Here is a 24,978-nt window from a genome sequence, read left to right as displayed (position 1 = left end):
GGTAATCGTGAAGATGAACAGCAGGGTCTGGTGGGGCGATTTGCAAAGCCGTGCTGCCATCACGAAGCAACAACTGGTCTGCGCGATGATGTTGTGCGCGCTGGCTTATGTAGGCAGTGTGCCAACAATAGAATGAAAAAAATCGTTCTTCCTGGACTGTGGAAGAACGATATCGAATTCCCTGGAGAGGGCAACCTGTCCGCTTCAATGCACTGCCAGTCGCAGAAGCTAGCCGTGCTGTCCGTTCAACCCGGCCGGCGCTAGGCGCTTCAGAAACGTCATGATGGCCGAGTTGAAAGCGTCGTTGCGATCGCCCGCGATCATATGGCCGGCTCCCGGCATTAACGCTGTTTCGAGCTGCGGCAAGCGTTCGCGCAACTCGTCGATTCCGTTGCTCGACACGACATCGCTTTCGGCGCCATGCACGAGCAGAGTTGGAATCTTGATATTCGGACACAGGTCGAGCAGCCGCCTGGTGCTCTTCTCGCGCTGTTCGTCGTTGCGGCTGGCAAAGAAGCGCGGGTCCCAGTGCCAATAAAGACGTCCGTCGTCGCGCAATCGAAGATTTTTCATCAGGCCACGCGGATCGCGCGGGCGCGGCCGGTGCGGGTTATAGGCGGCGACCGCGTCGGACGCTTCTTCAACATTGGCGAAGCCATCCGGATAACCGTTCAGGAAATCGTGAACGCGCCGTAGACCTTTGGGATCGACACGCGGCGCGATATCCACCAGCACGAGCGCGCGGGCGAGGTTGACGGGGTTTCGGCCAACGGTATGCATGGCGGTGATTCCGCCCATTGATGCGCCGATGACCACCGGTTCGGCGGCCACGGTGCCGATGACGGCCTCGAGGTCGTCGGCAAGGCGGTTATAGGAATAGTTTAGTTCCGCCGACCAGTCGCTCTCTCCGTGACCGCGTGCGTCGAATGCGAGCGCATGGTAGCCGAGCTCGCCCAGCGTTTTGACCGTGCCGCGCCAGGAGTGACGTGTTTGACCGCCGCCGTGCAATAGAATCACGGCGGGCTGTCCACGCTCTCCGCTTTCCGTCGCAATCAGGGTGACGCCGTCTTCCATCTTTATACGGCGGGTGTGCAGACTGTGACGAGCAGGCGAGCGGATATGAGCAGTTTCCATGCGTTCCATTGCATCTCCGTTCAGTTGACCGGCTTGTCCCACACCGGGTGACTGCCCCCTATGCTTTGTACGACGTCGAGTGTCATCGAGCCGACCCCGGCGATTTCGATCGAGACCTTGTCGCCACCCTGGAGCGGACCGACGCCAGCGGGCGTACCCGTGGCGATGATGTCGCCGGGATATAGCGTCATGACCGCCGAAGCCATGCGGATCATTTCCGGAATGTCGACGATCAGGTCCCGCGTGCTGGCTTTTTGCCTGAGGTCGCCGTTGACCGAGAGTTGCAGATCGATCGCGTCGTAGTTCGGTACTTCGTCGGCGGTCACAAGGTAGGGGCCGACTGGACAGAAGGTGTCGTAAGACTTGCGCATTACGCGCTCCTCCTTGCCGCGCACTACCACGTCGATCAGGCAAGCATAGCCGAACACATGGTCGAGCGCGTCGGCACGGTTGATTTCACGCCCGCCCTTGCCGAGAATGATCGCCAGTTCGCATTCGTGGTGAATCTGACGGTTCGCAATCGCGGGCAGCACGATCGGGTCGGAGGGTCCGCTCAAACTGGAATTCGCCTTCAGGAAAAATCCCTGGCCGTCCGCCTTGAACGGTGAAATAAGACCGGTGCCGCGCTTCATCTCTTCCACGTGCGCGTGATAGTTCGCGGGGAACGCGATGACCTTGTTCGGCCATGCGACCGGCGTCTCGAGTTTCACCGCGGAAAGCGGCACACGTTTGCCGCTTTGCGCGCGGTCTTCGAGTTTGCCGCGCAGCGCCGCAAACCGGTCTATCACGTGCAGCATACCGACTGGCGGCCACGTATCGGGTGCGGCGTTTACGAGATCGGATACGTCGACGATATCCTCGCCGACCACGACGCCGATGCGTCCACCGTCGAAACTTGCAAGCTTCATGTCAATTTCCTGGTTGAGTGGTTTTCGATGCCGGGCGACATCTGACTGGCATTGAAGGCGTGGTTCAGTAACCGCCGACCGCTTCGTCGTGTTCGCCGATCGCGGGCGGCCCCGAACGCGCAATCAGCTTGCGGTCGTCGAAACTGGCTGGATAACGTGCTGTGCGAATCGGCCCGACCGGGGAATCCACAAAGCTATACACCTGGTTGTTTTCAACTTGCGGGTCGTGCAGGAATTCGTCGAGCGAGAACACCGGCGCGGCAGGTACGTCCATCTCGCCGAAACGTTGCAGCCAGTAAGCCGTTTTACCTTCCTTGACGACCGCGCCGACGCGGCGGAAAAATTCATCGGCCATCGCAACGGGGTCGCGCATCTGCTTGAACTCTTCCTTCCATTCCGGACGGTCGATCGCGTTTAGCGTTTTCGACATTTGCGCACCGTTGGCCGGTGAGATCACGACAAAGCCGTCGGCGGTTTCCAGTACCTGCGAAGCAGGTGGCTTCCATGCCGATGTGTCTCCCTCGAACGTGCGATGCTGGAACATGTCGGGGAAGTTGAAATAACCCATGACATCGAGCATCGGCAATTGGACATAGCTGCCTCGCCCGGTTTTTTCCCGTTCGTAAAGCGCGGCCAGCACTGCCTGGGCGCCGAAAGCGCCGGTGACCTTGTCGACCATGTTGAACGGCGTCACCGCCGGTTTACCGTTGCGGCCTTCGGACGCCACGATGCCGGTGCGGCCCTGGATCAACGAATCGAAGGCCGGCGCATTGGCGAGTGCGCCGGTGTCGCCGAATCCATTGATCGAAAGACGGATCAGGCGCGGATAGCGCGTCTCCAGTACATCGCGGCCGAGCCCGAGCGACGCGGCCACGCGAGGCCGCCAGTTCTCGATCAGAATGTCCGCGCCTTCCAGCAGGTTTTGCAGGCGACGCGTGCCTTCCGCCGTTTTCAAATCGATGACGACGCTGCGTTTGCCGCGATTCGCATTGGTCCATGACGCGCTGTAGCCCTCGCGGTTGTGGCCGAACTTGCGGAAACCATCGCCACCGGGCGGTTCTACCTTGATGACGTCGGCACCGAGATCGGCGAGCATCATCGAGGCGAAGGGGCCGGTGAGAAAACTCGAGGTTTCCACGACGACGATGCCGTCGAGCGGCCGCTTTGGCGCTGCGCTCCCGTCGGAGGAAGTCGCATGGCTGGGTTGGTCTGAATCGTACATCTGGCGTCTCTCTGGCTGGTTGTGCTCGTGAGCGGATTTCACGCTGTTTTAATTACATAAATTCATTGGATCAACCTTTGAAATTATGATGCAGGATGCGCAGCATGATGTCAAGCGCAACTGACGCGGGAGCGCCTCGCGCGCAGCGCCGCGTCAGTTGCTGTATCGGAAAAGGTAGAAGGGGCTTGAAGCCGCTGATGCAGCGATTCAGCGCGAACGCGCGGGACAGCAGGACGTCGCGCATTGCCCGGACGATGAGGGCAGTGCGCGGCCATTCGGAGAAGCAGAGCAATGCGGCGCCCGGACGATCCGGGCAGAGGATCTCGCTGCCGCGTTGGCGAGGCGAACTAGAACTTATGCCGGATACCGAGTCGCACCACCACCTGGCTCGACGTATTGCTCGGGGTGAGCGTCACCAGATAGGGCACGGCAGCCTGATTGGTCGAATCGACGCCCGACGCCTTCATATACGCGCCAGTCAGATACAGGTCGGTTCGCTTGGACAGGAAGTAGTCGGCAATCGCGTTGACAGTCTGATACTTTGCGGGCTTTTTGCCGTCGATGGCGCCGCCCGTCAGGTAGTTGTACGCCGCGCCGATTTCGAGCGTGGGTGTGACGTAATAGCCCGTAAAGATGGAGTAATTGTTGAACGCCGCATTGCCGGTGTATCCAAACGGATTGGTCAGACTCAGTGTCCCCGAGTTTGGACTGTTCAGGTTCTGGAAGCGGATGTTCGAGTAGCCGCCGCCTATCGTCAAACCACCGGCCGTGTATTGCAATGCCGAGGCGAAAATCTGCAATTTCCCTGCTGAAGCAAATCCGCCATAGATCGGGTTGACCTGAACGCCGGTCACCGAACCAAGATTGTTGGCCGTCGTGGATCCGGTCGAACCGTTGCCGTAGAAAGACTGATTCGGGTTGTCGATATGCAGGTAACCAGCAGCGGCAATGACCGGGCCGATAGCGTAACGCGCGCCGACGGACCAGATGCTGTTTTTGCCGAACTCTCCGGCGGCGCCGCCGAAGCTATACAGACCTGTTACGAGAAACCCATGATAAGTCGGGCTTGTGTATTTGATCGAGTTGTTGATCCGCTGCGAATCAGCCACGTTGTCAATGTCGCCCGGGTGATCGGCGAATGCGCCACCGGCATAAGTTCCGGCTTGCATGACATTGATCACATCGACGATGGAGTCATATTGCCGGCCGGCAGTCAGCGCGCCCCACGGTGCCGAGATTCCAACGAACGCCTGCCGGCCGAAGAAGGTGCCGCCCTGCTGGAATTTACCGGTGCCTACGTCGAAGCCGTCCTCCAGTGTGAAGACTGCCTTGTAGCCGTTGCCGAGGTCTTCGGCGCCTCTCAGGCCCCAGCGCGATGCCTGCACCAGACCCGTGGTCATGGAGATTACGCTTCCGCCAGTACGGCCGTGCGGTGCGCCAGTTTGTGCGGTCTGTGCGTTGTTGACGTAGTTGATGCCTTCGTCCAGCAGACCGTACAGCGTGACTGTGCTCTGTGCGAACGCGGGCGCCCATGCTGCGAGCGTCAGCGCGCCAATCAAGGTTTTTACAAGCTTCAACGTTGTCTCCTAGATCTCGTGCCGCGACGTTCAAGGCCGCGACACACCTGGTTTGTCTGATTTATTGATGGTTCTTTGTTATTGGATGAACCATTGAATTGAAATATAAGGGATACAAATTTGCTGTCAAACAGAGCAAACCCTAATGGGCGGTCAGCCATCGATGAAGGTCGAAGATAAGGTCGCGAAGCGTGTGCGAACCTAGGGACAACCACCTACTAGGCTACCGAGCTTCGATCATTCGTCTTGGGGAAGGGCAGCGGACGCGGCGCTGCCCTGAACGCAAACCACGCAATGACGCTTGAGAGCGACAGCGCGGCGATCATCGATCTGGTCGGATCGTTGGGTGCGACGCCAATGGCGGCGGTGCAAAGCGATCCGTAGGCCATCTGCAGGCAGCCATATAGTCCGGCTGCCGCGCCTACTACGGTGGCGTCGACATCGAGCGCGCTGCTGATTGCATAAGGACTGGATAGTCCGGTGGCAAAGAACATGACGATCATCGGCGCCATGATGGAAAGAAGGGTGATCGAATGTGAGAGATATGAAACAACCAGACTGAGCGACGCGGCACCCATGATCGCGCTGGCGATGAGTAACGCGGAGCGTGCAGGTAGCGTCGCCGCCAGCCGTTTGGCGGCGCTCTGACCGCTGGCGAGTCCGACCACCAGCGAGAAATAGGCGAATCCGAAAGCTTGCGGCGACAAGCCGAGCTCCGATTCCAGAATGAACGGTGAGGCGGACAGAAACGCGTAGATGCCGGTGGTCGCGCTCGCGCCACCAATGCTGTAAGCAAGAAACGACGGCGTTCGGAGCAGGTGAGCGTAACTACTCAGATAGCGGCGAATCTGGAAGTCGTCCGACGGCACGTGCGTCTCGGGCACGAGCAGCCATACCGATATCAGCACCAGTGCATTGGCCGCGCTCATGGTAATGAAGATCCAGCGCCAGCCGAGATGAGCCACGAACTGCGCGCCGATGACCGGAGCGACGGCGGTGGCGATGGCCATCGCAATGCTTAGGGTGGCGAGGCGCCTGATCAGCGTGGTCGACCCGGAACTGTCACGCGCAATCGCGCGGCCGAGCACAAGGCCAGAGCATCCGCCCAGCGCCTGGGCGATGCGAGCCAGCTCCAGCCACGCCAGCGACGGTGCGCATGCAGCGGCCACGCTCGCGATCGCGAACAGTGTCAGCCCGGCAAGAAGCACCGGCCGGCGCCCGTAACGGTCGGAGAGTGGGCCATAAACGAGCTGACCGGCCGACAAACCGATGATGTACAGCGTGATGGTCAGGCCGATTCCGGAAGTAGACGCGTGCAGGTCCCGCGCTGCGGATGGCAAAGCGGGAACGAAGACATGCAGCGGGAAGGTGCCGGACAACGTAATGCAGACAAGAATGAACAACGAGGGCGCACGCACGAGGATATGAGTGGACGCGGATGGAGTGGTCATGGCGGCGCGGCTCGAAAAGTGGCGGAAGCAGTTGTCCGGAGTTCAGCTCGGAGAGAGACGGGCACGGCGCTAGCGAGACGGTTTATGTATCATTGGATGAACCATTAATATATTGCTCGCCCGACATGAATGTCAACGCCGCATGGTTGGAGAAGCCGCGTATCCGGTTCAGCTTTCGGGCGCCAGGGTATACATGAATCGATTTGTTGTGACAATGGATGAACCATTGTTATTTGTCGCGACAGGACACCGCTGTGATGCCGGCGAGAAACAGATCGGAGAGAACGTGATGAAATCGCGCACGCAACTTGCAATGAGCGACGTATCGGTAGCGGTGCTGCCGGACGCGGCGGCTAGTGGCTTTCGGTGGGTGATCCTGCTGGTGATCTGGGCGGCCTTCACGGTGAGTTGTGTCGATCGTTTCGCCTGGGCAAGTATTGCGGCGCCGGTGGGACACGCACTCGGGTTCAGGCTCGCATTGCTCGGCTCATTGACAACCGCATTTTATGTGGGCTACACAGTATCGTGCCCCGTTGGCGGAATCCTTGCGGATAAATTCGGTAGTCGCGCGACGCTCGCCATTTCGATGTTTCCACTGGGCGTGTTGACGTTCTGTTTCGGTTTCGTGCAAACGTTCTGGATGGCGATTGCATTGCACCTGCTGATGGGGTTTGCCGCCGGCGCTGAGTATGGGGCAACGATCAAAATCCTGACCGTTTGGTTCGGTAAAGACAAGGGGCGTGCGTTCGGCATCTGGGCGACCGGCACATCGGTTTCGGTCGTGGTTGCGAATGCAACAGTGCCGCGGATCACGGCAATTTATGGCTGGCAGGCGGCTTATCAGATCCTCGGTATAGCCACTCTGGTTTTCTCGCTGATCTGTCTATTCGTCGTGCGCAATACGCCGGACGGGAAGTCCGTCCCGCGAATCACCTCCAGTCAGATCGTCGCGTTACTGAAAAACCGCAATCTTCTGTTGCTTGCGCTGGGCGGTGCGGGTGCGCTGTACGGCACGCTGGGGTTTGTCGCGTGGGCGAATGCGTTGATGACGGTTGCGCACGGTGTGTCACCCATCGCCGCCGGCTCGGTTCTGGTGTGGTTCGGCGTTGGCGCGTTCGTTTCGAAACCCTTGTTTGGCTGGCTGTACGATAAGCTGATCCGCTACGCCCGATTGGTGACGATAGTCGATCTGCTGTTGTTCATCGCGTTGCTGGTTGCCTTCGGCAATTGCCGCTCGATTTCTGCCTATTACGTGCTCGCGCCATTCCTCGGTGCGGCCGCCTACGGCTATACGCCGCTGTTGATCGGTCTTTATACGCAAGCGTCAGGGCCGCAACTGGCCGGCGCCGCCGCGGGATTCGTCAACACCGTCTGGTCGGTCGGCAGCTTCATCTCGCCCATCGTCGCAGGCTATGTATTCCAGCATGGCCGCTCCCTGAACACCACGCTCGGCGTCATTGCCATTGGTCCCTTGCTAGGCGCCGTTCTGCTGTGCCTGGTGCGTCGGCACGTGGCCGCGGAATCCTGACGCTTACGTTGTTTTCCCTGGTAACGGTCTCCTTGACACTGCGGTGTCGAATGGCATATTTTTGAATGGTTGGTCCATTCAATGATTTTATAAAAAGCCATCATTCAGGAGACATCATGCGGCGACTCTCAGGCTGTGTTCGCGGTTCCCATAACGCTGTATGGCGAGTGCGCCGGCTGCTGCAGGCCGTGATGCTTGCAGTATTGGCGGGCGCGTGGGCACATGCCGCGGTGGCCGCCGCTCCCGTGCTGAAAATCTGTCACATCGACGACCGCAGTGGCGCCGCTGCGGATACCGGGACGCAGGGCTACCAGGCGGTTCGTCTCGCCGTCGATCAGATCAACGCTGCCGGTGGCGTGGCCGGTCACGAGGTGGAGTTGATCGGCTATGACGGCAAGACGGATCCGCAGCTTTCGGCTTCATTTGCCGCACGGTGTGCGGAAGACGATCATGCGCTGCTCATCATCGGCGCAAACCCGGCGGCGGTGGCGACCGGCATTGCAGCCGCTGCGAACGAGGACAAGATTCCCTTCTTTGTGATGGGCGCCACGGTGGACAAGCTCACCGATCCGCCGGCGCCCTATCTGTTTCGCTTCGGCCCGGCGAACCGGCAGGACGCCGGAGCAGTAGCCGATCTGCTAGCCAGGCAGGGCTTCCATCGCATAGCGGTGATTAACTGCTCGGCGCCTTTTGGCATCGACGGTCAGCGCGCGATGCTCGCGGCATTGACGGCTCGCCACATTCCTGTAGTCGTTCAGCAAACCTACGACACCGGCGCGGCCGACCTGACGCCGCAACTGCTCAGCATTCGCGACGCGAAGCCTGACGCGATGGTGATCTTTCCCTATCCGGCAGACGGTGCGCGGGTTTTGCGGACGGCACAACAACTGAATCTGAAGCTGCCGATGATCGTGGTGCGCAGTGCTTTGCAGCCAGCGTTATTGAAGCTGGCCGGCTCCAGTGCCGACGGTGTGCTCGTGCCGAACACGGTCGACCCGAACCGGGCAGACGTGAAGGCGTTCTTTGCTGCATTCAACTCGCGTTTCGGTCCGCATCTGCCGAATCTGTATCCGGCTGTGGCTTACGACGCGGCTCGGGCAGCATTTCGAGCGCTGGCGCAGCCGGACGTCCTGAAAGCGGTCGACAGCGGCAACGTCGAGCAGGCGCGAGCTGCATTGCGTAACGCGGTGGAACAGATCGGCTCGTTCGACGGTATCGAAGGCGCGGCGGGTACGCACTATCTGTTCAGTCCGACACGGCACCAGGGACCGCCCGACGAGCACTGGTTCACGTTTATCGAGGTGGCGGAAAACGGCACGCGCTTCGTCGATGCGGATCTCGCCGCTTTCAGGCCGAAGCCCTGAAAGCCGGCTGCCGGCGGCGCGGGAGGCGTCAGGTCTGGCGCCTGATTCTCTGCCACGCTCCGGACTGTGTCGCGCCTGCCGGCGCATTTCGACGTTGAGACACGTAGTGGTGTTCAAGCGCTTTCAGGTGGACTTCCATTTCGCTGATTGCGCGTTCCGTGTCGCGTGCCAGCAGGTGCTTGAGCAATCTTCGACGGGACGCCATCACCGTGCTGCTCGGGGCGGGGGTCAGCACTTCGAGTAGCAGGACCTGGATCTCGATCATCGCGTCTGTGAGAATGATGAGTAATGGGTTGCGCGACGCGTTTGCGAGAATGCGGAAGAACTCGAGATTGATCGATACGCGCTCGCCAATGTTGCCGGCCTTTACCGCTGTTTCAGCGGCGCGCACGTTATTGACGAGCGCATCCAGATCCATTTGCGATCCGCGTTCGCAGGTAGCGCGCGTAGTTGCCAGCGCCACCACCATGCGCGCTTCGGTCAGATGTTCATGGCCGAGCGTGCCGAGCCGGTACAGATCAGCGATACCGGTTACCACACCGTCACCTTGACCTTCGCGCACGAAGGCGCCGCCCGTGGTTCCTTTGCGAAATTCGAGAACGCCCGAGATTTCAAGCGTTCTCAATGCTTCGCGCACGGTGTTGCGACTCAGACCGAACTGCTCCGCCAGATCGCGCTCTGCCGGAAGCCTGTCGCCCGGACGCAACTTGCCGCTGCTCAGCTGCGAGCGAATCTGCAACGCTACTTCCTCAAACGCGCGACGCGTCTGAACAGGTGTATGCGGCGCAAGGGTGTTTGCCGCCTCAGACTTATCGCGCGAGGCCGTCACCCCTGGTTTTTTCAAGCGTTGTGCAGTGTCCATGAGTCGAGCCCCGATTTGCTTTATGGCCGATGGTACGCCGGCGAGCGATGCATGGGTGTACTGAGCAACAGTTTTTTTCGACGGCGATGCATCACGGAATTTTTGCGTACAAAGCGGTTTACTTAAAAGGTTGAACCATTTAATCTATCAACAAATTGACACCTGATGACCGTCGGCACTTTGCATGTCGGCTTCACATGGAGATGATCGATGCAACGTGGATTAGCCCATCCCTCGCTCAGTCATGCGGTTCTGGAGTTTGTCCGGCGCCGCCACGGTTTTTTGATTGGCGGCAAGTGGAGCGATGCTGAGTCCGGCAGCACGCTCGATGTAGAAGATCCCGGCACGGGCGAGTTGCTGACGCGCGTTGCCGCCGGTGATGCCTTCGATGTGGATCGTGCCGTACGCGCTGCTCGCGCTGCGTTCGACACGGGCCCGTGGCGCCGCATCACGCCTGCCGAACGCGGCAAACTGCTCTGGAAACTCGCCGATCTGGTGAACGACCACGCTGACGAACTGGCGCAACTCGAGTCGCTGGACAACGGCAAACCCGTGGTGTTCGCGCGGGCGGTGGATGTGCTCAGTTCTGTGGAGATGCTGCGCTACTACGCTGGCTGGCCGACCAAGCTCACTGGCGAAACGATAGACGTCTCCGTGCCCGGTGAATGGCATGCCTACTCCACGCGCGAGCCGATCGGCGTGGTGGGACAGATCGTGCCGTGGAACTATCCGCTCGGCATGGCGATCTGGAAGATCGCTCCGGCGCTCGCGGCGGGCTGCACGATCGTCCTCAAGCCGGCAGAGCAAACACCGCTGACGGCATTGCGTCTCGGCGAACTAATCCTGGAAGCGGGCTTCCCGCCAGGTGTGGTCAACATCGTGACGGGCGAAGGCGAGACGGCGGGCGCGGCGTTGGCGGCGCACCCGCACGTCGACAAAGTTGCGTTCACCGGATCAACCGAAGTCGGCAAGCTCGTGGTCAAGGCGGCGCTGGGCAACATGAAGCGCGTGTCGCTCGAACTCGGCGGCAAATCGCCTGTCATCGTTTTTCCCGACGCTGATATTCAGAAGGTCGCGCCGGCGCTGGCGCGCGCGGCTTTCTTCAACACGGGCCAGGTGTGCTCAGCCGGCACGCGGTTCTATGTCCACGAGCATATCTACGACGAACTCGTCGATCACGTGTACGCCGAGGTCCGCGGCTGGAAAATCGGCTACGGCCTCGATGCTGACACGAAGATGGGGCCATTGATCTCGGCCGCCCAGCGCGCCCGTGTCACGTCTTATGTCGAGGCCGCGCGCGATGACGGCGCGACGGTTCTGGGTGGCGCGCCTAGCGAGGCAAAACAGGGCTATTTCGTCACGCCCGCGATATTGAAGAACACCCGGCCGACCATGTCAGTGGTGCGCGAAGAAATCTTCGGGCCGGTGCTTTGTGCAATGAGTTTCCGCGACAACGAAATCGACCGGCTCGCAGCGGTAGCAAACGACACGAGCTACGGTCTCGCAGCCAGCATCTGGACGCGCGACCTCAGCGTCGCGCACAAACTTGCCCGGCGCATCAGGGCCGGTTCGGTCGGCGTGAACGTGCATTCGGTGCCCGACCCGGCGTTGCCGTTCGGAGGCTTCAGGCAATCCGGGTGGGGCCGTGAACGCGGCCGCGAGGCGCTGGAGTTGTACACGGAAGTGAAGAGCGTCGCTGTCAATCTCGATTGAGTCATACGCAAAGCGCAGCCGAAGCGGGCGCGACTGACAGTCGCGCGGCCACTACTTCGGCCTGTCTGGTAGATCAACCAATGAGGTGGATGAAGTGAACGATACCCGCAGGCACCTGGTGACGTATGAAGCGCGTGACGGTCGTGCGTACATCACGTTCAACCGGCCCGAAAAGAAAAACGCGCTAACCGAGGAAATGTTCGGCACATTGATGGATCTCCTCGATCGTGCGGAGGCCGATGACGATGTGCGCGTAATCGTTTTTCGCGGAGCAGGCGGCGATTTCTGCACCGGACACGATCTCGCCGAAGTGGGACACGAATACGGCGAACCGCAGCTCGACGCCGCGGGCAAGCCGCGTCGTCCGAGCCAGCGGGCGCGTCTGCATCACGACCGGCACTACATTGCCCGCTTTCAGCGCATTTTCCTGTCGCCGAAGCCCACGCTAGCGTTGATCAGCGGCTATTGCATTGGAGCGGGCTTGTACATCGCGGAAGGCTGTGACCTGTCGATTGCGTCGGACAACGCCCGGATCGGCCACCCGGAGCAAAAACTCGGCCTGTCCGGCGCGTCATATTTCGGAGCATGGGAAATCATGGCGATGGGCCCGCGCAAGGCGCGCGAGCTGTTGTTGCTCGCCGAGTTGTGGACCGCCGAGGAGGCGCTTGGCGCGGGTCTCGTCAACAAGGTCGTGCCAGAGAAGGAACTTACGGAGGCGGGCGAGGCATGGGCTGAACGCATCGTCCGTTTGCCCCGCGATGGTCTCGCGATCGGCAAGGCAGCCGCCCATCTTGCGTACGACTCGTTGCGGCTCACCAGTCAGTTTTCGTACGGCTACGTGATGCACTCACTAGCCACGAATGTGCGCTACGAAAAAGACGAATTCAATTTCATGAAGGCCAAACGTGAATCTGGCGTGCGTGCCTCCAGTCACGGACGGGAAGCGTTCTACACACCATCAGACGATGCTGACGCGTCGGCGTAAGCGTGCCGGACGCTTCGCCGCGAGTGGAATTCATTGGAGAGGAGACGGCGTTGGGTGCCTTACACAAATTGCGCGTGCTCGATTTTACGCAGATGATGACCGGCCCGATGGCCACGATGATGCTTGGCGACTTCGGCGCCGATGTGATCAAGGTCGAGGCGCCGGAAGGCGATCCATTCCGATCGTCGGGCGAGGTGACGCTCGGCGGCGACGGAGTGTTTTTTCTCAGCATGAACCGCAACAAGCGCGGTGTCGTGCTCGATCTGAAGACGGAGCAGGGACGCGAGATGGTAAAGGCGCTCGCGGCAGAGGCCGACGTACTGGTGGAGAATTTCCGCCCCGGACTTGCCGAGAAGCTCGGTCTCGGTTGTGAGGAACTGCAGGCGCTCAACCCTCGGCTCATTTATTGCTCGATTACCGGCTTCGGCCGGAATGGCGCGGATCGCGACCGCCCGGCGCTCGACCAGGTCGTGCAAGCGGAGTCCGGCCTGATGCAGATCACCGGCACGGCGCAGAGCGGTCCGCTCAAGACCGGCTTTCCATTTTCCGATCTGGTCACAGCGCTGCTTGCCACGGCCGGCATTCTCAACGCGGTGATCGCGCGATACGAAACGGGCGTCGGGCAGCGTGTCGATCTTTCCATGCTCGATGCGTCGATCTTCAGCATTGCGCCGCGTGACGTGTATTTCGCGGCCACCGGCAAGACGCCGCCACGCACAGGCAACGAGCATTGGGACATCGTGCCGAACAACACCTATGCGACCAGCGACGGCCGTGAGGTCATGGTGATCTCGATCAACGACAAATTCTGGGTGATTCTCGCGCGCGCTTTGGGACTGGCGGACATGGCAACGGATCCGCTGTTCGCGACGAAATCGGCCCGCCTGAAGAATCGCCAGTTGCTTGACGAGCGGGTGGCCGCGGCATTTCGCGGACGCACGCTGGCGGAATGGGAAACGGTGTTGCGCGCGGCGGGCGCAATTTATGGCGCGGTGCGCACATGGGACGAAGTGTTCAGCGACCCGCGTGTGATTGGCGATATGGTCCATTCGATCGAGCATGCGGCAGCGGGACAGCTGTCCGTACTCAAAAATCCACTGCGCTTCTCCGCGACGCCGAACGAAATCAGCCTGCCGCCGCCGCGTCTGGGCGAACACACCGATAGCGTGCTCGCCGATCCATCTGCCGCCTGGCGGGTGCGCGGACGCTGAGTCCGCAGCGGCGTGCCGGACGTCGAACACGCTTTTACTGATCAACGAGTTCATATGGAGCTGATGCTATGTCAGAAAAAATTGCCGTCGTGACAGGGGCCAACGGTCTGATCGGACAGGCTATCTGTACCGTGCTCGAGAAGCAGGGGTACACAGCGGTCGGGCTGGACATCGCCGAAGCGGGCGTGCGGGGTGGCGCATATTGCCAGTGTGATCTGACGGACGTCGACGCGATCGGCGCGGCATTCACTGAGATCGATAGTCGGTACGGCACCGTGCGGGCATTGATCAACAATGCGGGAGTCTGGCACGGCAAGAGCTTCTTCGACATCAAGCCGGCCGACTACGCCTTTACGTTCGACGTGAACGTGCGCGGCATGTTCTTCGCTTCGCAAGCTGTGGCGCGGCGTCTCGTCGAAGTGGGCGGCGGCGGTGTGATCGTGAATCTGGCGTCTATCGTAGGGCACACCGGTAGTGCGGTAACGGACTACGGTGCATCGAAGGCCGCCGTCATGGCCATTACGCGCGGTCTTGCCAGGCCGCTGGGCGCTCACGGCATTCGCGTCAACGCGGTCTCGCCGGGCACGGTCAACACCGCGATGGGAGCTGCGGTGCCGCAGGCGGCACGCGAGAAATTCATCGCCGGCACCGCCCCGCAACGTGCAGCGGAGCCCCACGAAATCGCGAATGTGGTGGGTTTTCTGGCAAGCGACGCGGCGAGCTACATGTACGGCGCGATCGTCGACGTCAACGGTGGTCTGTACTAATCGCGGCCATGGCGCAAAAGATCAGGATTGCCGTGGTCGGTGCCGGCGCGATAGGCGGTTTCATCGCGGGGCATCTGGCGAGAGCCGGTCGTGCCGAAGTCAGTATCGTGGCGCGCGGGTCCACCCTTGCCGCATTGCGCGCAAACGGCTTGCGTGTGACTACGCCGCGCGAGACGTTCTCAACGGCGGTCAACGCGGTCGACGACGCGCGTGCGCTGGGCCCGCAAGACTATGTGTTTCTGACATTGAAGGCGCACCAGGTCGACGGCGCGCTCGGCACGATTGCGCCGCTGATCGGCACAGGCACGACTGTGCTGCCACCAACCACCGGCATTCCCTACTACTTTTTCCACGGTCGGAAAGGCGCGTTTGGCGGTAGCCGACTGACATCCATCGACCCGGGCGACCGGCATTGGCAGGCCATGCCGCCGTCGCAGGTACTGGGAATCGCCTACTGGATCGGGGTGCACTCGCCGGTGCCGGGATGCGTGGTACAGGACGGGGAGCGAGCCGCGTGTCTTGTCGGCGAGATCGACGGTTCGCGAAGCCCGCGTGCGGAGCGCCTGAGCGAACTGCTGATCGAAACCGGTATCCACGCTCCGGTGCGTGACAACATTCGCGGTGATATCTGGGTGAAGTTCGTCAACAGCCTGTGCTGGAATCCTGTGGCCGTACTCACGCTCGCGCGTCTTGGCGAAATGGCCGGAGCCGGCGGTGTGATGTCCATCATCCGCGCCATGATGGAAGAGGCCGATGCGATCGGCCGGCAACTCGGCGTTGAAATCCCCCAGGCTCCCGCTAAACGTATTGCCCTGACGCTCAGTGCGGCCACGCACAAGATGTCCATGCTGCAAGATCTCGAACACGGACGTCCGCTCGAACTCGACGTGCTGGCGCGTTCAATCGGCGCGCTGAGCGCTCTTGCCGGCAAGCCCGCGCCGACCATTGACATGATTCTCGCGCTCTCGCAACTTTGCGCCAACAGTGCGAGACCTTCCACGCATTTATCTTGCTGAGGCTTCGAAGCATGTCCACCCACACCACCTCAAGCGCGTCCGGGCGAGCGGGCGATGCCTTTATTCGCCCGCTCGCCGGTATCAGGATCGTCGAGGCCGCCAGTTACCTGGCCGGGCCGTTCGCCGCGCAAATGCTGTCCGATCTGGGTGCCGATGTGATCAAGGTCGAGCCGCCAGGCGGCGACCCTTACCGCAATTTCGGCTTGAGCCGTCATGGCGTCGGTGTGGTATGGGGCAATGCCAACCGCGGCAAGCGAGGCGTGGTGCTCGACCTGAAAGCGTCCGACGGTCTCGATTCATTCAAACAGTTGCTGCGCGGCGCGGATATTTACATCGACAACCTGCGCCCGCATGTGGCCGAAAAGCTCGGCGTCGGCAAGGAAACCGTTGAAGCGCTTAACGCATCGCTGATCCGTCTTTCGATTACGGGCTATGGGCCCGATGGCGACGCCGCGCGAGAGCCGGTCTTCGACGCATTGGTGCAAGGGAGAACAGGGCTGATTGCGTACGAAGCTGCGGGCGGCGTGCCGAAAGCAACCAACAGCTTCATGGTTGACAAGCTCTGCGCGAGCTTCGTGTGCCAGTTGGCGCTGGCGGGGTTGCTCGCGCGTGGTCGTAGCGGTAAGGGCGTGCATATTCAGACTTCGATGCTCGACATGGTCTCGTACTTCAATTTCCCCGACATGTTCCAGCATCGCACCTATCTGGACGACGACTCGTCATGGCGCGCGCCGCCGCAACCTGTGGTCGCGACGCAGGACGGCTACATCGTGCTGTCGCCTGTGTCGGGGAAGCAGTTGGCGAAGACGCTTGAGGCCATCGGCCATCCGGAATGGAAAGAGGAGTTGCGCGCGATCGCCGACAAGGCCGAGATGACGGCTACGTTCTTTCGGCGCATCGCTGCGCCGCTGAAGGCGCGCCCCAGCCGTGAATGGCTCGCGAAGTTCCGGGAGCTCGAGGTGCCTTGCGGGCCGGTCAACGATCCGGACGAGCATCTGAACGATCCGCAGGTATTGCATAACCAGCTTTATTCGACGCTCGATACGCCGTTAGGGGCTGTGCGCTCGGTGCGGTATCCGGGTGTGTTCGACGGTAACCTGCTTACCGCGTGTGCTCCCGCTCCGGCTCTCGGCGAGCATGACGCGCAAACGCCGTGGGGAACAGGGCGATGAGTTCGTTGTCGGGCTGGCGCCGCAAAGCGCGTTCCGCCGATGCGGTGCGTGCAGGCGCGGTGGTCGCGGGTGCCGGCCTCAATATGCTGGTCAATACAGGGCCTGTACTGCTTTTCAGCTTCGGGGTGTTCGTCAAACCGATCGTTGCTGAAACGGGCTGGTCGCGTACGACCGTCAGTTCCGCCGTGCTGTATGGTCAGATACTGCTCGCGCTTTGCGGGCCCTTGACGGGGCTCGCAGTCGACCGCTTCGGCGCGCGCCGCGTCGCGCGCTTCGCAGGGCCGTTGCTGGGGCTCGGTTTGGGCATGGTCGGCCTGTTGTCGAACAGCGCGAACAGTTTTGTCCTGTTCTTCGCGTTGACGTTTCTTCTCGGCGCGGCCCAGGTGCCCGTTACCTATGTGAAAGCAGTCGCCGGCTGGTATGACAAACGTCTGGGACTTGCTTTGGGGCTCGCCTTGATGCTCAGCGGCCTCGGCGTGGCATTGCTGCCGCCTTTGGCGGCGGCGCTGATCGACGCGCTCGGTTGGCGGAACGCTTATCTGTGTCTGGGCGGGCTTGTGTGGCTGATCAGCGTTCCGTCGGTGCATTGGCTGATTCATGAACCGCCGCGAGTCGGCAGCATTCTCCAGCCGGGCACACGCGTCTTTGCTACGGATGAACCGGCCGGTCTCACCCTGAGCGCCGCATTGCGCACTCGCGCGTTCTGGCTTATGGCGCTCGGCTTCTTTCTGATTTCGGTCGTAGTTGGGGCGGGTACGTGGGTGTTGCCCATCGTACTGTCCGACTATGGGGTGACGGCACAGCAGGGCGCATTCGTCATGACGATTGTCGGCGTCGCGATGATGGCTGGGCGTGTCGGCTTTGGCGCGCTACTTGACCGGTTTTTCGCACCCCTGCTTACCTCGATGATGTTTGTGGGCGCTGCGATCGGTCACGTATGCCTGGCTGCCGGGATATTCGCCGTAACGACACCTGTCGCTGCGATTCTGATCGGCTTGACGTTGGGCTCGGAAGTAGACGCGCTCGCGTTCCTGACGTCACGCGTGTTTGGCCGCCGGCATCTGGGTGTGATCTATGGCTCGTTGATGTTCTGCTTTAGCGTTGGCCTTGGGTGTGGGCCCGCGTTGTTTGCGGAGATCTTTTCGCATACCGGAAGCTATCAGGCGGCGTTCTGGACGGCAGCGACAGCGGCCTTGATCGCCGCGGTGCTGGTGGCTGGATTGCGTAAGAGCGAACTACGGTTCGAAGGGTGAGAAGAATCCGGGATCCGTGGTTATTTTCCGCGTATTCACGAATGCAATGTATACGCAAAAATCGTCGATGTCAGTAGAACGCAAGGGACGCTGCGGAAAACAAAAAACCCCGTAAGACTTTGATCTTACGGGGTTTCTCGAACCTCTTCGGCTTACGCCGGAACAACTGTTGGTGCCCAGGAGAGGACTCGAACCTCCACGGTGTTGCCACCGCTAGGACCTGAACCTAGTGCGTCTACCAATTCCGCCACCTGGGCACGTCTTCAAGCTAGACCGCTATTTTAGCGTGATGATGCAGCGTGTCAATCCCTACATGCAAGCAAACCGTCGTTTCATCAACCGCCCGGATGTGCCATGCAGCGAAGCAAACTTCACTGCTTGACGGCGTCGACTCACGCAAAATCACGCCGACACAACCGTCCTGCCAGCCACAGGATCCGATCAAAAAACCAGAATCGGATCACATAGCTTCACACAAAAAGTAAAGCCGCCGACGTGAAACGTCAGGCGGCTTTACTTTTGAATCTGGTGCCCAAGAGAGGACTCGAACCTCCACAGTGTTGCCACCGCTAGGACCTGAACCTAGTGCGTCTACCAATTTCGCCACCTGGGCAGGTGATGAACAGCAAAGAACGCCATTATAGCGACAGATTCAGGGCTGTCAAGCGTTTCTCTAAAGTCGCTTAAACATCGCTGCAGCGAGCCTGCGTGCGGCTCACAGCGATTATTGCCGGGCCGCTTGGCGCACAAGACGGGTGTTAGAATGCCTCGCAGTAGTTCGTTGGCACGGTGCACACGCCCGTCGGACTCAGACTTGAACGAGCCGGACCCGAGCAGTCATTCCAGTGCAATCGCAAGTGCAACTTAAGCGCAAAAACCCAGCGCCTCCAAGCCGAGCGCCTCTTAAGCCGAGCCACATCGCCGACCGACGTCCATGCAACGAGAAAAAATCATCGACAAGCCCTTGAGCAAATTCCCGTATCCGATCCCGAGCCGCGAAGAAATCCTGGGCGTCCTGCGCACGAGTGAAGCGCCGCTTGCCGCGAACGACATCGCCGAAGCCCTGTCGATCAAGCGCCAGGAGCGCGAAGGATTTTTCAAGCGCTTAGGCGCCATGGAGCGCGACGGCCAGATCCGGCTCGATCAGCGCAATCTCTATCAGCTGACCCATCCGTCGAACTTTGTCGCGGGCCGGGTGCAGGGCCATCGCGACGGCTACGGTTTTCTGATTCGCGACGACGGTCAGGACGATCTGTTCCTGCCTACCGGCGAAATGCAGAAGGTCATGCACAACGATCGTGTGCTGGCGCGCATCGTCGGCTATGACCGTCGTGGCAGGCCGGAAGGGCATATCGTCGAAGTGACGGATCGCGCCAACAAGCGCGTGATCGGCCGTCTGCTCAACGAGAACGGCGCGCTGATCGTCGCGCCGGAAGACAAGCGCATCGGTCACGACATTCTGATCGCGCAGAACACCAAGAAGGCCAAGGTTGGCCAGGTGGTGGTGGTCGAGCTGACGGATTTCCCGAGCCGCCATTCGCAGCCGCTCGGCCGCGTGGTGGAAGTGCTGGGCGATATCGACGACCCCGGCATGGAAATCGAAATCGCGGTGCGCAAATACGGTGTGCCGCACGAATTCAGCCAGGCCGCGCTTGACGAAGCCGCCAAGCTGCCCGACGAAGTCCGTCCGGCCGACGCGCGCCATCGCATCGACCTGCGCGACGTGCCGCTCGTCACGATCGACGGTGAAGACGCCCGCGACTTCGACGACGCGGTGTATTGCGAGCCGGTTCAGGTCGGTCGCGGCGAAGGTTTCCGCCTGATCGTCGCGATCGCGGACGTCTCGCACTATGTGCATCCGAAGAGCGGGCTCGACGCGGACGCGCTCGAACGCAGCACCTCGGTGTACTTCCCGCGCCGCGTGATTCCAATGCTGCCGGAGAAGCTGTCGAACGGGCTGTGCTCGCTGAATCCGCATGTCGACCGTTGCGTGCTGGTGTGCGACATGATCGTCACTGCACGCGGCGAAGTGAAGGCGTATCAGTTCTATCCCGGCGTGATCAATTCCGCCGCGCGCCTGACGTACACCGAAGTCGCCGCGGTGCTGAAGAACACCAAGGGGCCGGAAGCGGCACGCCGCGCCGCCTTGCTGCCGCAACTGCAGAATCTTTATGGCGTCTACAAGTCGCTGTTCGCCGCGCGCCAGAAGCGCGGCGCGATCGACTTCGATACGACCGAGACCTATATCGTCTGCAATGCGCAGGGCAAGATCGAGCAGATCGTGCCGCGTACCCGCAACGACGCACACAAGCTGATCGAGGAGTGCATGCTGGCCGCGAACGTCTGCGCGGCCGATTTCCTCAAGCGCAACAAGCATCCGGGCCTGTACCGCGTGCACGCCGGACCGACGGTCGAGAAGCTCGAAAACCTGCGCACGTTCCTGCGCGGCATGGGACTCTCGCTCGGTGGCGGCGACAAGCCCCATGCGAGCGACTACGCGGCGCTGATGGCGCAAATCCGCGAACGGCCCGACGCGCAGATGATGCAAACCATGCTTCTGCGTTCGATGCAGCAGGCCGTCTACAGCCCGGACAACATCGGCCACTTCGGTCTCGCGTACGAAGCCTATGCGCACTTCACGAGCCCGATCCGCCGCTATCCCGATCTGCTCACGCACCGCGCGATCTACGCGATCCTGCAAGGCCGCAAATATCAGCCGGAGCCGCCGCATGGCGTGGAGTTGAACACGGCGCTGTCGCCGCGCGCCCGCGCGATGCAGCAAGCCGACGACGAAAAGCGCGGCCGCCAGCGTTCGAACAACGTGGCGATCTGGGAAGAACTCGGTCTGCATTGCTCGGCGAACGAACGCCGCGCGGACGAAGCATCGCGCGACGTCGAAGCATGGCTCAAGTGCTACTTCATGCGCGACAAGCTTGGTGAAGAGTACGGCGGCATGGTGAGCGGCGTGACGTCGTTCGGCATTTTCGTGCAGCTCGACTCGCTCTTTATCGAAGGTCTCGTGCACGTCACCGAACTGGGCTCGGACTACTTCCAGTACGACGAAATCAAGAACGAGTTGCGCGGTGAGCGTACCGGCATTCGCTACCGGCTGTCGGATCGCGTGCGGGTGCAGGTGAGCCGTGTGGATCTCGATGCGCGCAAGATCGACTTCCGTCTCGTGCGCGACACGCCGATCAAGCCGCCGACGAATCGGGCGGCGCTCGCCGATAAGGCATCGGCCGAAAGCGGTGGCGCGCGCGTGCGTTCGTTGCCGCCGGTGGAGGGCGCAGCAGGCGGCGCGGCGGCAGGTGCGGGTGGACGGCGCAAGAAGGCAGCGCCGGCGCAAACCGCGGCCGTCAAGGAGGCGCGCGCGGCACGCGGCGCGGCGAAGAAGCATGGCGGGGCAGCGGCCAAGCCGGCATCGAAACCGCAGGCCCGCAAGAAGCGCTGAAGTCGCAAGACGGCTTGAACCGCGCGCATCGGGTACGTCGATACGTACCGGTTGCGCGCGGTCTTCGTTTCATCGTGATCAAGTCAGGTACCGAAGCGGACGCTCAAGCAACACGGCAAGCAACAAAATAAGCAAGCTCGTATTCATCACAGCAGCGCGCGTTTCAAGGCGCGCTCAATCAAAGGTTTTTCAGTCATGTCACGTCTCAAGGTTCTATACGGTTTCCACGCAGTGACCGCACGCATGCGGCACGACGCGTCGACAGTGGAAGAGGTTTACTACGACGCCACGCGCAAAGACCGTCGCATGACCGAGTTCCTGCACGCGGCGAAAGAAGCCGGCGTGCGTCTGATCGCCGCCGACGAAACGCGTCTGTGGGGGCTCGCGCATACGGAGCGTCATCAGGGCGTGGTCGCGCGTGCGACCGACATGCCGCTCGCGCAGAATCTGGCCGAGCTGCTGGACGGCATCAACGGTTCGCCGTTGATTCTGGTGCTGGACGGCGTGACCGATCCGCACAATCTCGGCGCCTGCCTGCGCGTGGCCGATGCGGCCGGCGCGCACGCGGTGATCGTGCCGCGTGACCGTGCGGTGGGTTTGAACGCAACGGCCGCGAAGGTGGCGAGTGGCGCGGCCGACACCGTGCCGTACATCACCGTCACGAATCTGGCGCGCGCGCTGCGCGAATTGAAGGACGCGGGGGTGTGGGTTGTCGGTACCGCCGGCGAGGCCACCAAGAGCCTCTACGAGACCGAGCTCGACGGCCCCGTCGCACTGGTGATGGGTGCAGAGGGCGAAGGCATGCGGCGCCTCACGCGCGATACCTGCGACGTGGTCATGCAGATTCCAATGGCGGGCACGGTCGAAAGCCTGAACGTGTCCGTGGCGAGTGGCGTGTGCCTGTTCGAAGCCGTGCGTCAGCGCTCGGTAAAGAAGTGAGGCGGAAGTGAAGCGGAAGTAAGTCGGAAGTAAGTCGGAAGCAGGGCGCCGAATCCCGTGACCCGTCAGCGCGCCGTGTGGGCGATGGCAAGCGTCATCTGTTTCAGATAGCCGTCGAGCGAGAAGTCGCGCTGCGCATCGGCGAACGCCTGGTCGGCGAGGCGCTGGGCAAACTCCGGCGCGGCGCGCAGCGTTTCGACCGCATCGACGAAGCCCGTCACGTCGCCGGGTTTCACGAGCCAGCCATTCTTGCGATGCCGCAGGATTTCGGTGACGCCGCCCGCCGCCGCCGCGACGACCGGCCTCGCGGCCGCCATGCCTTCGATGATCACGCGCCCGAACGGTTCGGGTTCTGTCGACGTATGCAGGATCACATCCATCGCTTTCATCCACGTCGGCATATCGTCGCGAAAGCCGGCGAAATGGACGCGGTCCTTGATGCCGAGCTGCTCGGCCTGGCGATGCAGACTCTGCGCATAGGCGTCTTCGCCGAACAGCGCCGCGCCGACGAGCACAAGGTGTACATCCGGCATGCGCGCCAGCGCGGCGAGCGCAATATGCTGTCCTTTCCACGGCGCGAGACGCCCGAACAAACCGGCGAGCCACGCCTTCTCCGGGAGACCGAGACGACGGCGCAGCGTGATCATGTCGCTGGCGTCGATTCGACTGAATTCACTGGCATCGATGCCGTTGTGGACGACCGGCACCGCGTCGGCGGAGAGACCGGTGAGTGCGATCAGCGAATTCGCCGACGCCCGTGAATTGGCGACCACGTGATCGACGGCATGCCGCACGAGCCACTTCACAATAAACAGCTGCACGTACCCGAAGTGTTCGCGCGACATGATGTCGTGCAAATGCCAGATCACGCGTTTGCGATGCAGCGGTTTGCCGAGCGCGCCGAGCACGAGTGCCTTCTGCGTGTTGAGAAACAGCACGTCGAATTGCGCGGCCTGCTCGGCGATCGCGCGCACCTGCCGCCAGATTCCGGGCAGTGCGCTCAGCCAGTTGAGCTGCATCGCGTCGCGGTTGATATCCGAGACGCGCGCCTCGTTGATCACCTGCACACATACGCCCAACGCTTCGAGCCGTCCGCGAAACGGGCCTTCGGACAGCAGCACGACCTTGCCGCGCGCGGTACATGCGGACGCGAGCGGCAGCAACGAAAATTCGGCGCCGCCGAGCTGACCGCTCTGATCGACGAACAGCACCGTGGGCGCTTCCGGGATATCCTGCGTGGCTGTCTCCGTTTGCACCGGTTGGGCGAGCGGAAAGTGGCTGGTGAGTTCGGGTACGTTCATCGTCAGGCGCGTAGGATAGCGAAATGAGTTTTATGGTGCGGTCAACAAGGTGCGACCGGTGTGGCCTCATTATTCGTGGACTGTCACGTGTTCAGTGTGGGCGTGCGTACGCACGGTGACTGACATGACCCTTACACTGGCTTGCTGGCTGTGGGCCGTTTGATAGGTTCCGAGGTCATGAACGTGAACCGTTCAACAGGAACGCGGCGATTTTTTCGGCGAATCCGCCCGATAAATCCGGCCTGGCGACGCCACTCCGGTAAACTTGCGGTTTTTACTGCTCGCCTGCATTCCCCATGACCCAAGACGAACTCAAGCAACTGGTCGGCCAGGCCGCCGCCGACTATGTGAACGCCAACGTGCCGGAAGGCTCCGTGATCGGCGTCGGCACCGGCTCCACCGCGAACTGTTTCATTGACGCGCTGGCCGCCAGCAAGGCCCGCTACCGCGGCGCGGTGTCGAGTTCGCTCGCCACCACCGCGCGCCTGCAATCACACGGTTTCAAGGTGCTCGACCTGAACGAAATCGATTCGCTGCCGGTGTATGTGGACGGCGCCGACGAAATCGACCACAGCGGCGCGATGATCAAGGGCGGCGGCGGCGCACTGACGCGCGAGAAAATCGTCGCGTCGGTGTCGGACGTATTCGTCTGCATCGCCGATGCGAGCAAGCTGGTCGACACGCTCGGCAACTTCCCGCTGCCGATCGAAGTCGTGCCGATGGCGCGTACCGCGATCGGCCGCCGCGTGACGGCGCTCGGCGGCGTGCCGGTGGTGCGCGTGACCAAAGAAGGTGTGCCGTTCATTACCGACAACGGCAACGAGATTATCGACGTCAAGGGTCTGCGCATCAGCGATCCGCGCACGCTGGAAATGCATATCAATGCATGGCCGGGTGTGGTGACGGCGGGCCTCTTCGCAGGCCGTGGCGCGAATCTGTGCATGCTTGGCACGGATACGGGCGTCGAGACGATCGAATACAGCAAGAGCTGATTACGGCGTTTTTGCAATGACGCGCGAGCCTGCTTTAGCGGGCTCGCGCGTTTGCGTTGAACCTGTGCTTGCGTTGAACCTGTATTAGCGAGCTTCGACCTTCACGTAGCTCACCTAGCTCACACCGTCACG

Annotated in this window: 20 protein-coding genes and 2 tRNA genes; 13 read left to right on the top strand and 9 right to left on the bottom strand. The window is 61.4% G+C overall.

Annotated features, from left to right (window positions below; translation table 11 throughout):
* Positions 1–7 precede the first annotated feature (7 nt).
* Positions 8–136, top strand: a complete 129-nt coding sequence (locus ACOSV0_RS12230) for a hypothetical protein (protein ID WP_434106445.1) — start codon at positions 8–10, stop codon at positions 134–136.
* A 92-nt stretch (positions 137–228) separates the two neighbouring features.
* On the opposite strand, the gene ACOSV0_RS12225 is transcribed toward ACOSV0_RS12230, so the two are convergent.
* The 5 genes from ACOSV0_RS12225 to ACOSV0_RS12205 all read right to left on the bottom strand — a co-directional run bounded on the left by ACOSV0_RS12225 (position 229) and on the right by ACOSV0_RS12205 (position 6,292).
* Complete coding sequence (locus ACOSV0_RS12225) at positions 229–1,143, bottom strand: alpha/beta fold hydrolase (protein WP_434106444.1); 915 nt, start codon at positions 1,141–1,143, stop codon at positions 229–231.
* 11 nt (positions 1,144–1,154) lie between these two features.
* Positions 1,155–2,042: a fumarylacetoacetate hydrolase family protein gene (locus ACOSV0_RS12220; RefSeq protein ID WP_434106443.1), complete on the bottom strand. Its 888-nt coding sequence runs from the start codon at positions 2,040–2,042 to the stop codon at positions 1,155–1,157.
* Positions 2,043–2,106: 64 nt separating this feature from the next.
* Complete coding sequence (locus ACOSV0_RS12215) at positions 2,107–3,264, bottom strand: CaiB/BaiF CoA transferase family protein (RefSeq protein ID WP_434106442.1); 1,158 nt, start codon at positions 3,262–3,264, stop codon at positions 2,107–2,109.
* Between the two features lie 347 nt (positions 3,265–3,611).
* The gene (locus ACOSV0_RS12210; RefSeq protein WP_434106441.1) at positions 3,612–4,841 is read right to left on the bottom strand and encodes a porin; all 1,230 of its coding nucleotides are present in this window, start codon (positions 4,839–4,841) and stop codon (positions 3,612–3,614) included.
* A gap of 218 nt (positions 4,842–5,059) precedes the next feature.
* Positions 5,060–6,292, bottom strand: a complete 1,233-nt coding sequence (locus tag ACOSV0_RS12205) for a multidrug effflux MFS transporter (RefSeq protein ID WP_434106440.1) — start codon at positions 6,290–6,292, stop codon at positions 5,060–5,062.
* A gap of 289 nt (positions 6,293–6,581) precedes the next feature.
* On the opposite strand from ACOSV0_RS12205, the gene ACOSV0_RS12200 reads away from it, so the two are divergent.
* Both ACOSV0_RS12200 and ACOSV0_RS12195 read left to right on the top strand, forming a co-directional pair.
* Positions 6,582–7,820 (top strand): MFS transporter, encoded by a 1,239-nt coding sequence (locus tag ACOSV0_RS12200; RefSeq protein WP_434106439.1) that lies wholly within the window; start codon positions 6,582–6,584, stop codon positions 7,818–7,820.
* Positions 7,821–7,936: 116 nt separating this feature from the next.
* Positions 7,937–9,184, top strand: coding sequence for an ABC transporter substrate-binding protein (locus ACOSV0_RS12195; protein WP_434106438.1), 1,248 nt, complete (start codon positions 7,937–7,939; stop codon positions 9,182–9,184).
* A gap of 28 nt (positions 9,185–9,212) precedes the next feature.
* Here the strand turns inward: ACOSV0_RS12195 and ACOSV0_RS12190 are convergent, their stop codons facing one another.
* The gene (locus tag ACOSV0_RS12190) at positions 9,213–10,046 is read right to left on the bottom strand and encodes a FadR/GntR family transcriptional regulator (RefSeq protein ID WP_434106437.1); all 834 of its coding nucleotides are present in this window, start codon (positions 10,044–10,046) and stop codon (positions 9,213–9,215) included.
* 210 nt (positions 10,047–10,256) lie between these two features.
* Here ACOSV0_RS12190 and ACOSV0_RS12185 point away from each other — a divergent pair, with 210 nt between their 5' ends.
* The 7 genes from ACOSV0_RS12185 to ACOSV0_RS12155 all read left to right on the top strand — a co-directional run bounded on the left by ACOSV0_RS12185 (position 10,257) and on the right by ACOSV0_RS12155 (position 18,163).
* Positions 10,257–11,759 carry an aldehyde dehydrogenase family protein gene (locus tag ACOSV0_RS12185; protein ID WP_434106436.1) on the top strand — a complete coding sequence of 501 codons (1,503 nt, stop codon included), beginning with the start codon at positions 10,257–10,259 and terminating at the stop codon, positions 11,757–11,759.
* 94 nt (positions 11,760–11,853) lie between these two features.
* Positions 11,854–12,744 (top strand): enoyl-CoA hydratase/isomerase family protein, encoded by an 891-nt coding sequence (locus ACOSV0_RS12180; protein ID WP_434106435.1) that lies wholly within the window; start codon positions 11,854–11,856, stop codon positions 12,742–12,744.
* Positions 12,745–12,794: 50 nt separating this feature from the next.
* Positions 12,795–13,955 (top strand): CaiB/BaiF CoA transferase family protein, encoded by a 1,161-nt coding sequence (locus ACOSV0_RS12175; RefSeq protein WP_434106434.1) that lies wholly within the window; start codon positions 12,795–12,797, stop codon positions 13,953–13,955.
* A 68-nt stretch (positions 13,956–14,023) separates the two neighbouring features.
* On the top strand, positions 14,024–14,722 hold the full coding sequence (locus ACOSV0_RS12170) for an SDR family NAD(P)-dependent oxidoreductase (RefSeq protein ID WP_434106433.1): 699 nt from the start codon (positions 14,024–14,026) through the stop codon (positions 14,720–14,722).
* Between the two features lie 8 nt (positions 14,723–14,730).
* Entirely contained in the window at positions 14,731–15,738 is a 1,008-nt protein-coding gene (locus ACOSV0_RS12165) for a ketopantoate reductase family protein (protein ID WP_434106432.1), read from the top strand.
* 11 nt (positions 15,739–15,749) lie between these two features.
* Complete coding sequence (locus ACOSV0_RS12160; RefSeq protein ID WP_434106431.1) at positions 15,750–16,910, top strand: CaiB/BaiF CoA transferase family protein; 1,161 nt, start codon at positions 15,750–15,752, stop codon at positions 16,908–16,910.
* Entirely contained in the window at positions 16,907–18,163 is a 1,257-nt protein-coding gene (locus ACOSV0_RS12155) for an MFS transporter (protein WP_434106430.1), read from the top strand. The genes ACOSV0_RS12160 and ACOSV0_RS12155 overlap by 4 nt, the downstream gene beginning before the upstream one ends.
* 170 nt (positions 18,164–18,333) lie before the next feature.
* Here ACOSV0_RS12155 and ACOSV0_RS12150 read toward each other — a convergent pair.
* Both ACOSV0_RS12150 and ACOSV0_RS12145 read right to left on the bottom strand, forming a co-directional pair.
* A tRNA-Leu gene (locus tag ACOSV0_RS12150) sits at positions 18,334–18,420 on the bottom strand.
* 269 nt (positions 18,421–18,689) lie between these two features.
* Positions 18,690–18,776: transfer RNA gene (locus ACOSV0_RS12145), tRNA-Leu, on the bottom strand.
* Between the two features lie 321 nt (positions 18,777–19,097).
* Between ACOSV0_RS12145 and rnr the strand changes: the two genes are divergently transcribed.
* Together rnr and rlmB are read left to right on the top strand one after the other, a co-directional pair.
* Positions 19,098–21,614 carry a ribonuclease R gene (gene rnr / locus ACOSV0_RS12140; RefSeq protein WP_434106429.1) on the top strand — a complete coding sequence of 839 codons (2,517 nt, stop codon included), beginning with the start codon at positions 19,098–19,100 and terminating at the stop codon, positions 21,612–21,614.
* Positions 21,615–21,809: 195 nt separating this feature from the next.
* Positions 21,810–22,553 (top strand): 23S rRNA (guanosine(2251)-2'-O)-methyltransferase RlmB, encoded by a 744-nt coding sequence (rlmB, locus tag ACOSV0_RS12135; RefSeq protein ID WP_434106428.1) that lies wholly within the window; start codon positions 21,810–21,812, stop codon positions 22,551–22,553.
* A 65-nt stretch (positions 22,554–22,618) separates the two neighbouring features.
* Here the strand turns inward: rlmB and ACOSV0_RS12130 are convergent, their stop codons facing one another.
* Positions 22,619–23,854 carry a glycosyltransferase family 4 protein gene (locus tag ACOSV0_RS12130; RefSeq protein WP_434106427.1) on the bottom strand — a complete coding sequence of 412 codons (1,236 nt, stop codon included), beginning with the start codon at positions 23,852–23,854 and terminating at the stop codon, positions 22,619–22,621.
* A 296-nt stretch (positions 23,855–24,150) separates the two neighbouring features.
* Here ACOSV0_RS12130 and rpiA point away from each other — a divergent pair, with 296 nt between their 5' ends.
* Positions 24,151–24,846: a ribose-5-phosphate isomerase RpiA gene (rpiA, locus tag ACOSV0_RS12125; RefSeq protein WP_434106426.1), complete on the top strand. Its 696-nt coding sequence runs from the start codon at positions 24,151–24,153 to the stop codon at positions 24,844–24,846.
* The last annotated feature ends 132 nt before the right edge of the window (positions 24,847–24,978 follow it).

The organism is Paraburkholderia caffeinilytica (assembly GCF_051027425.1).
Taxonomy (GTDB): Bacteria; Pseudomonadota; Gammaproteobacteria; order Burkholderiales; family Burkholderiaceae; genus Paraburkholderia; species Paraburkholderia caffeinilytica_A.
This window is presented reverse-complemented; position numbering and strand designations above follow the sequence as displayed.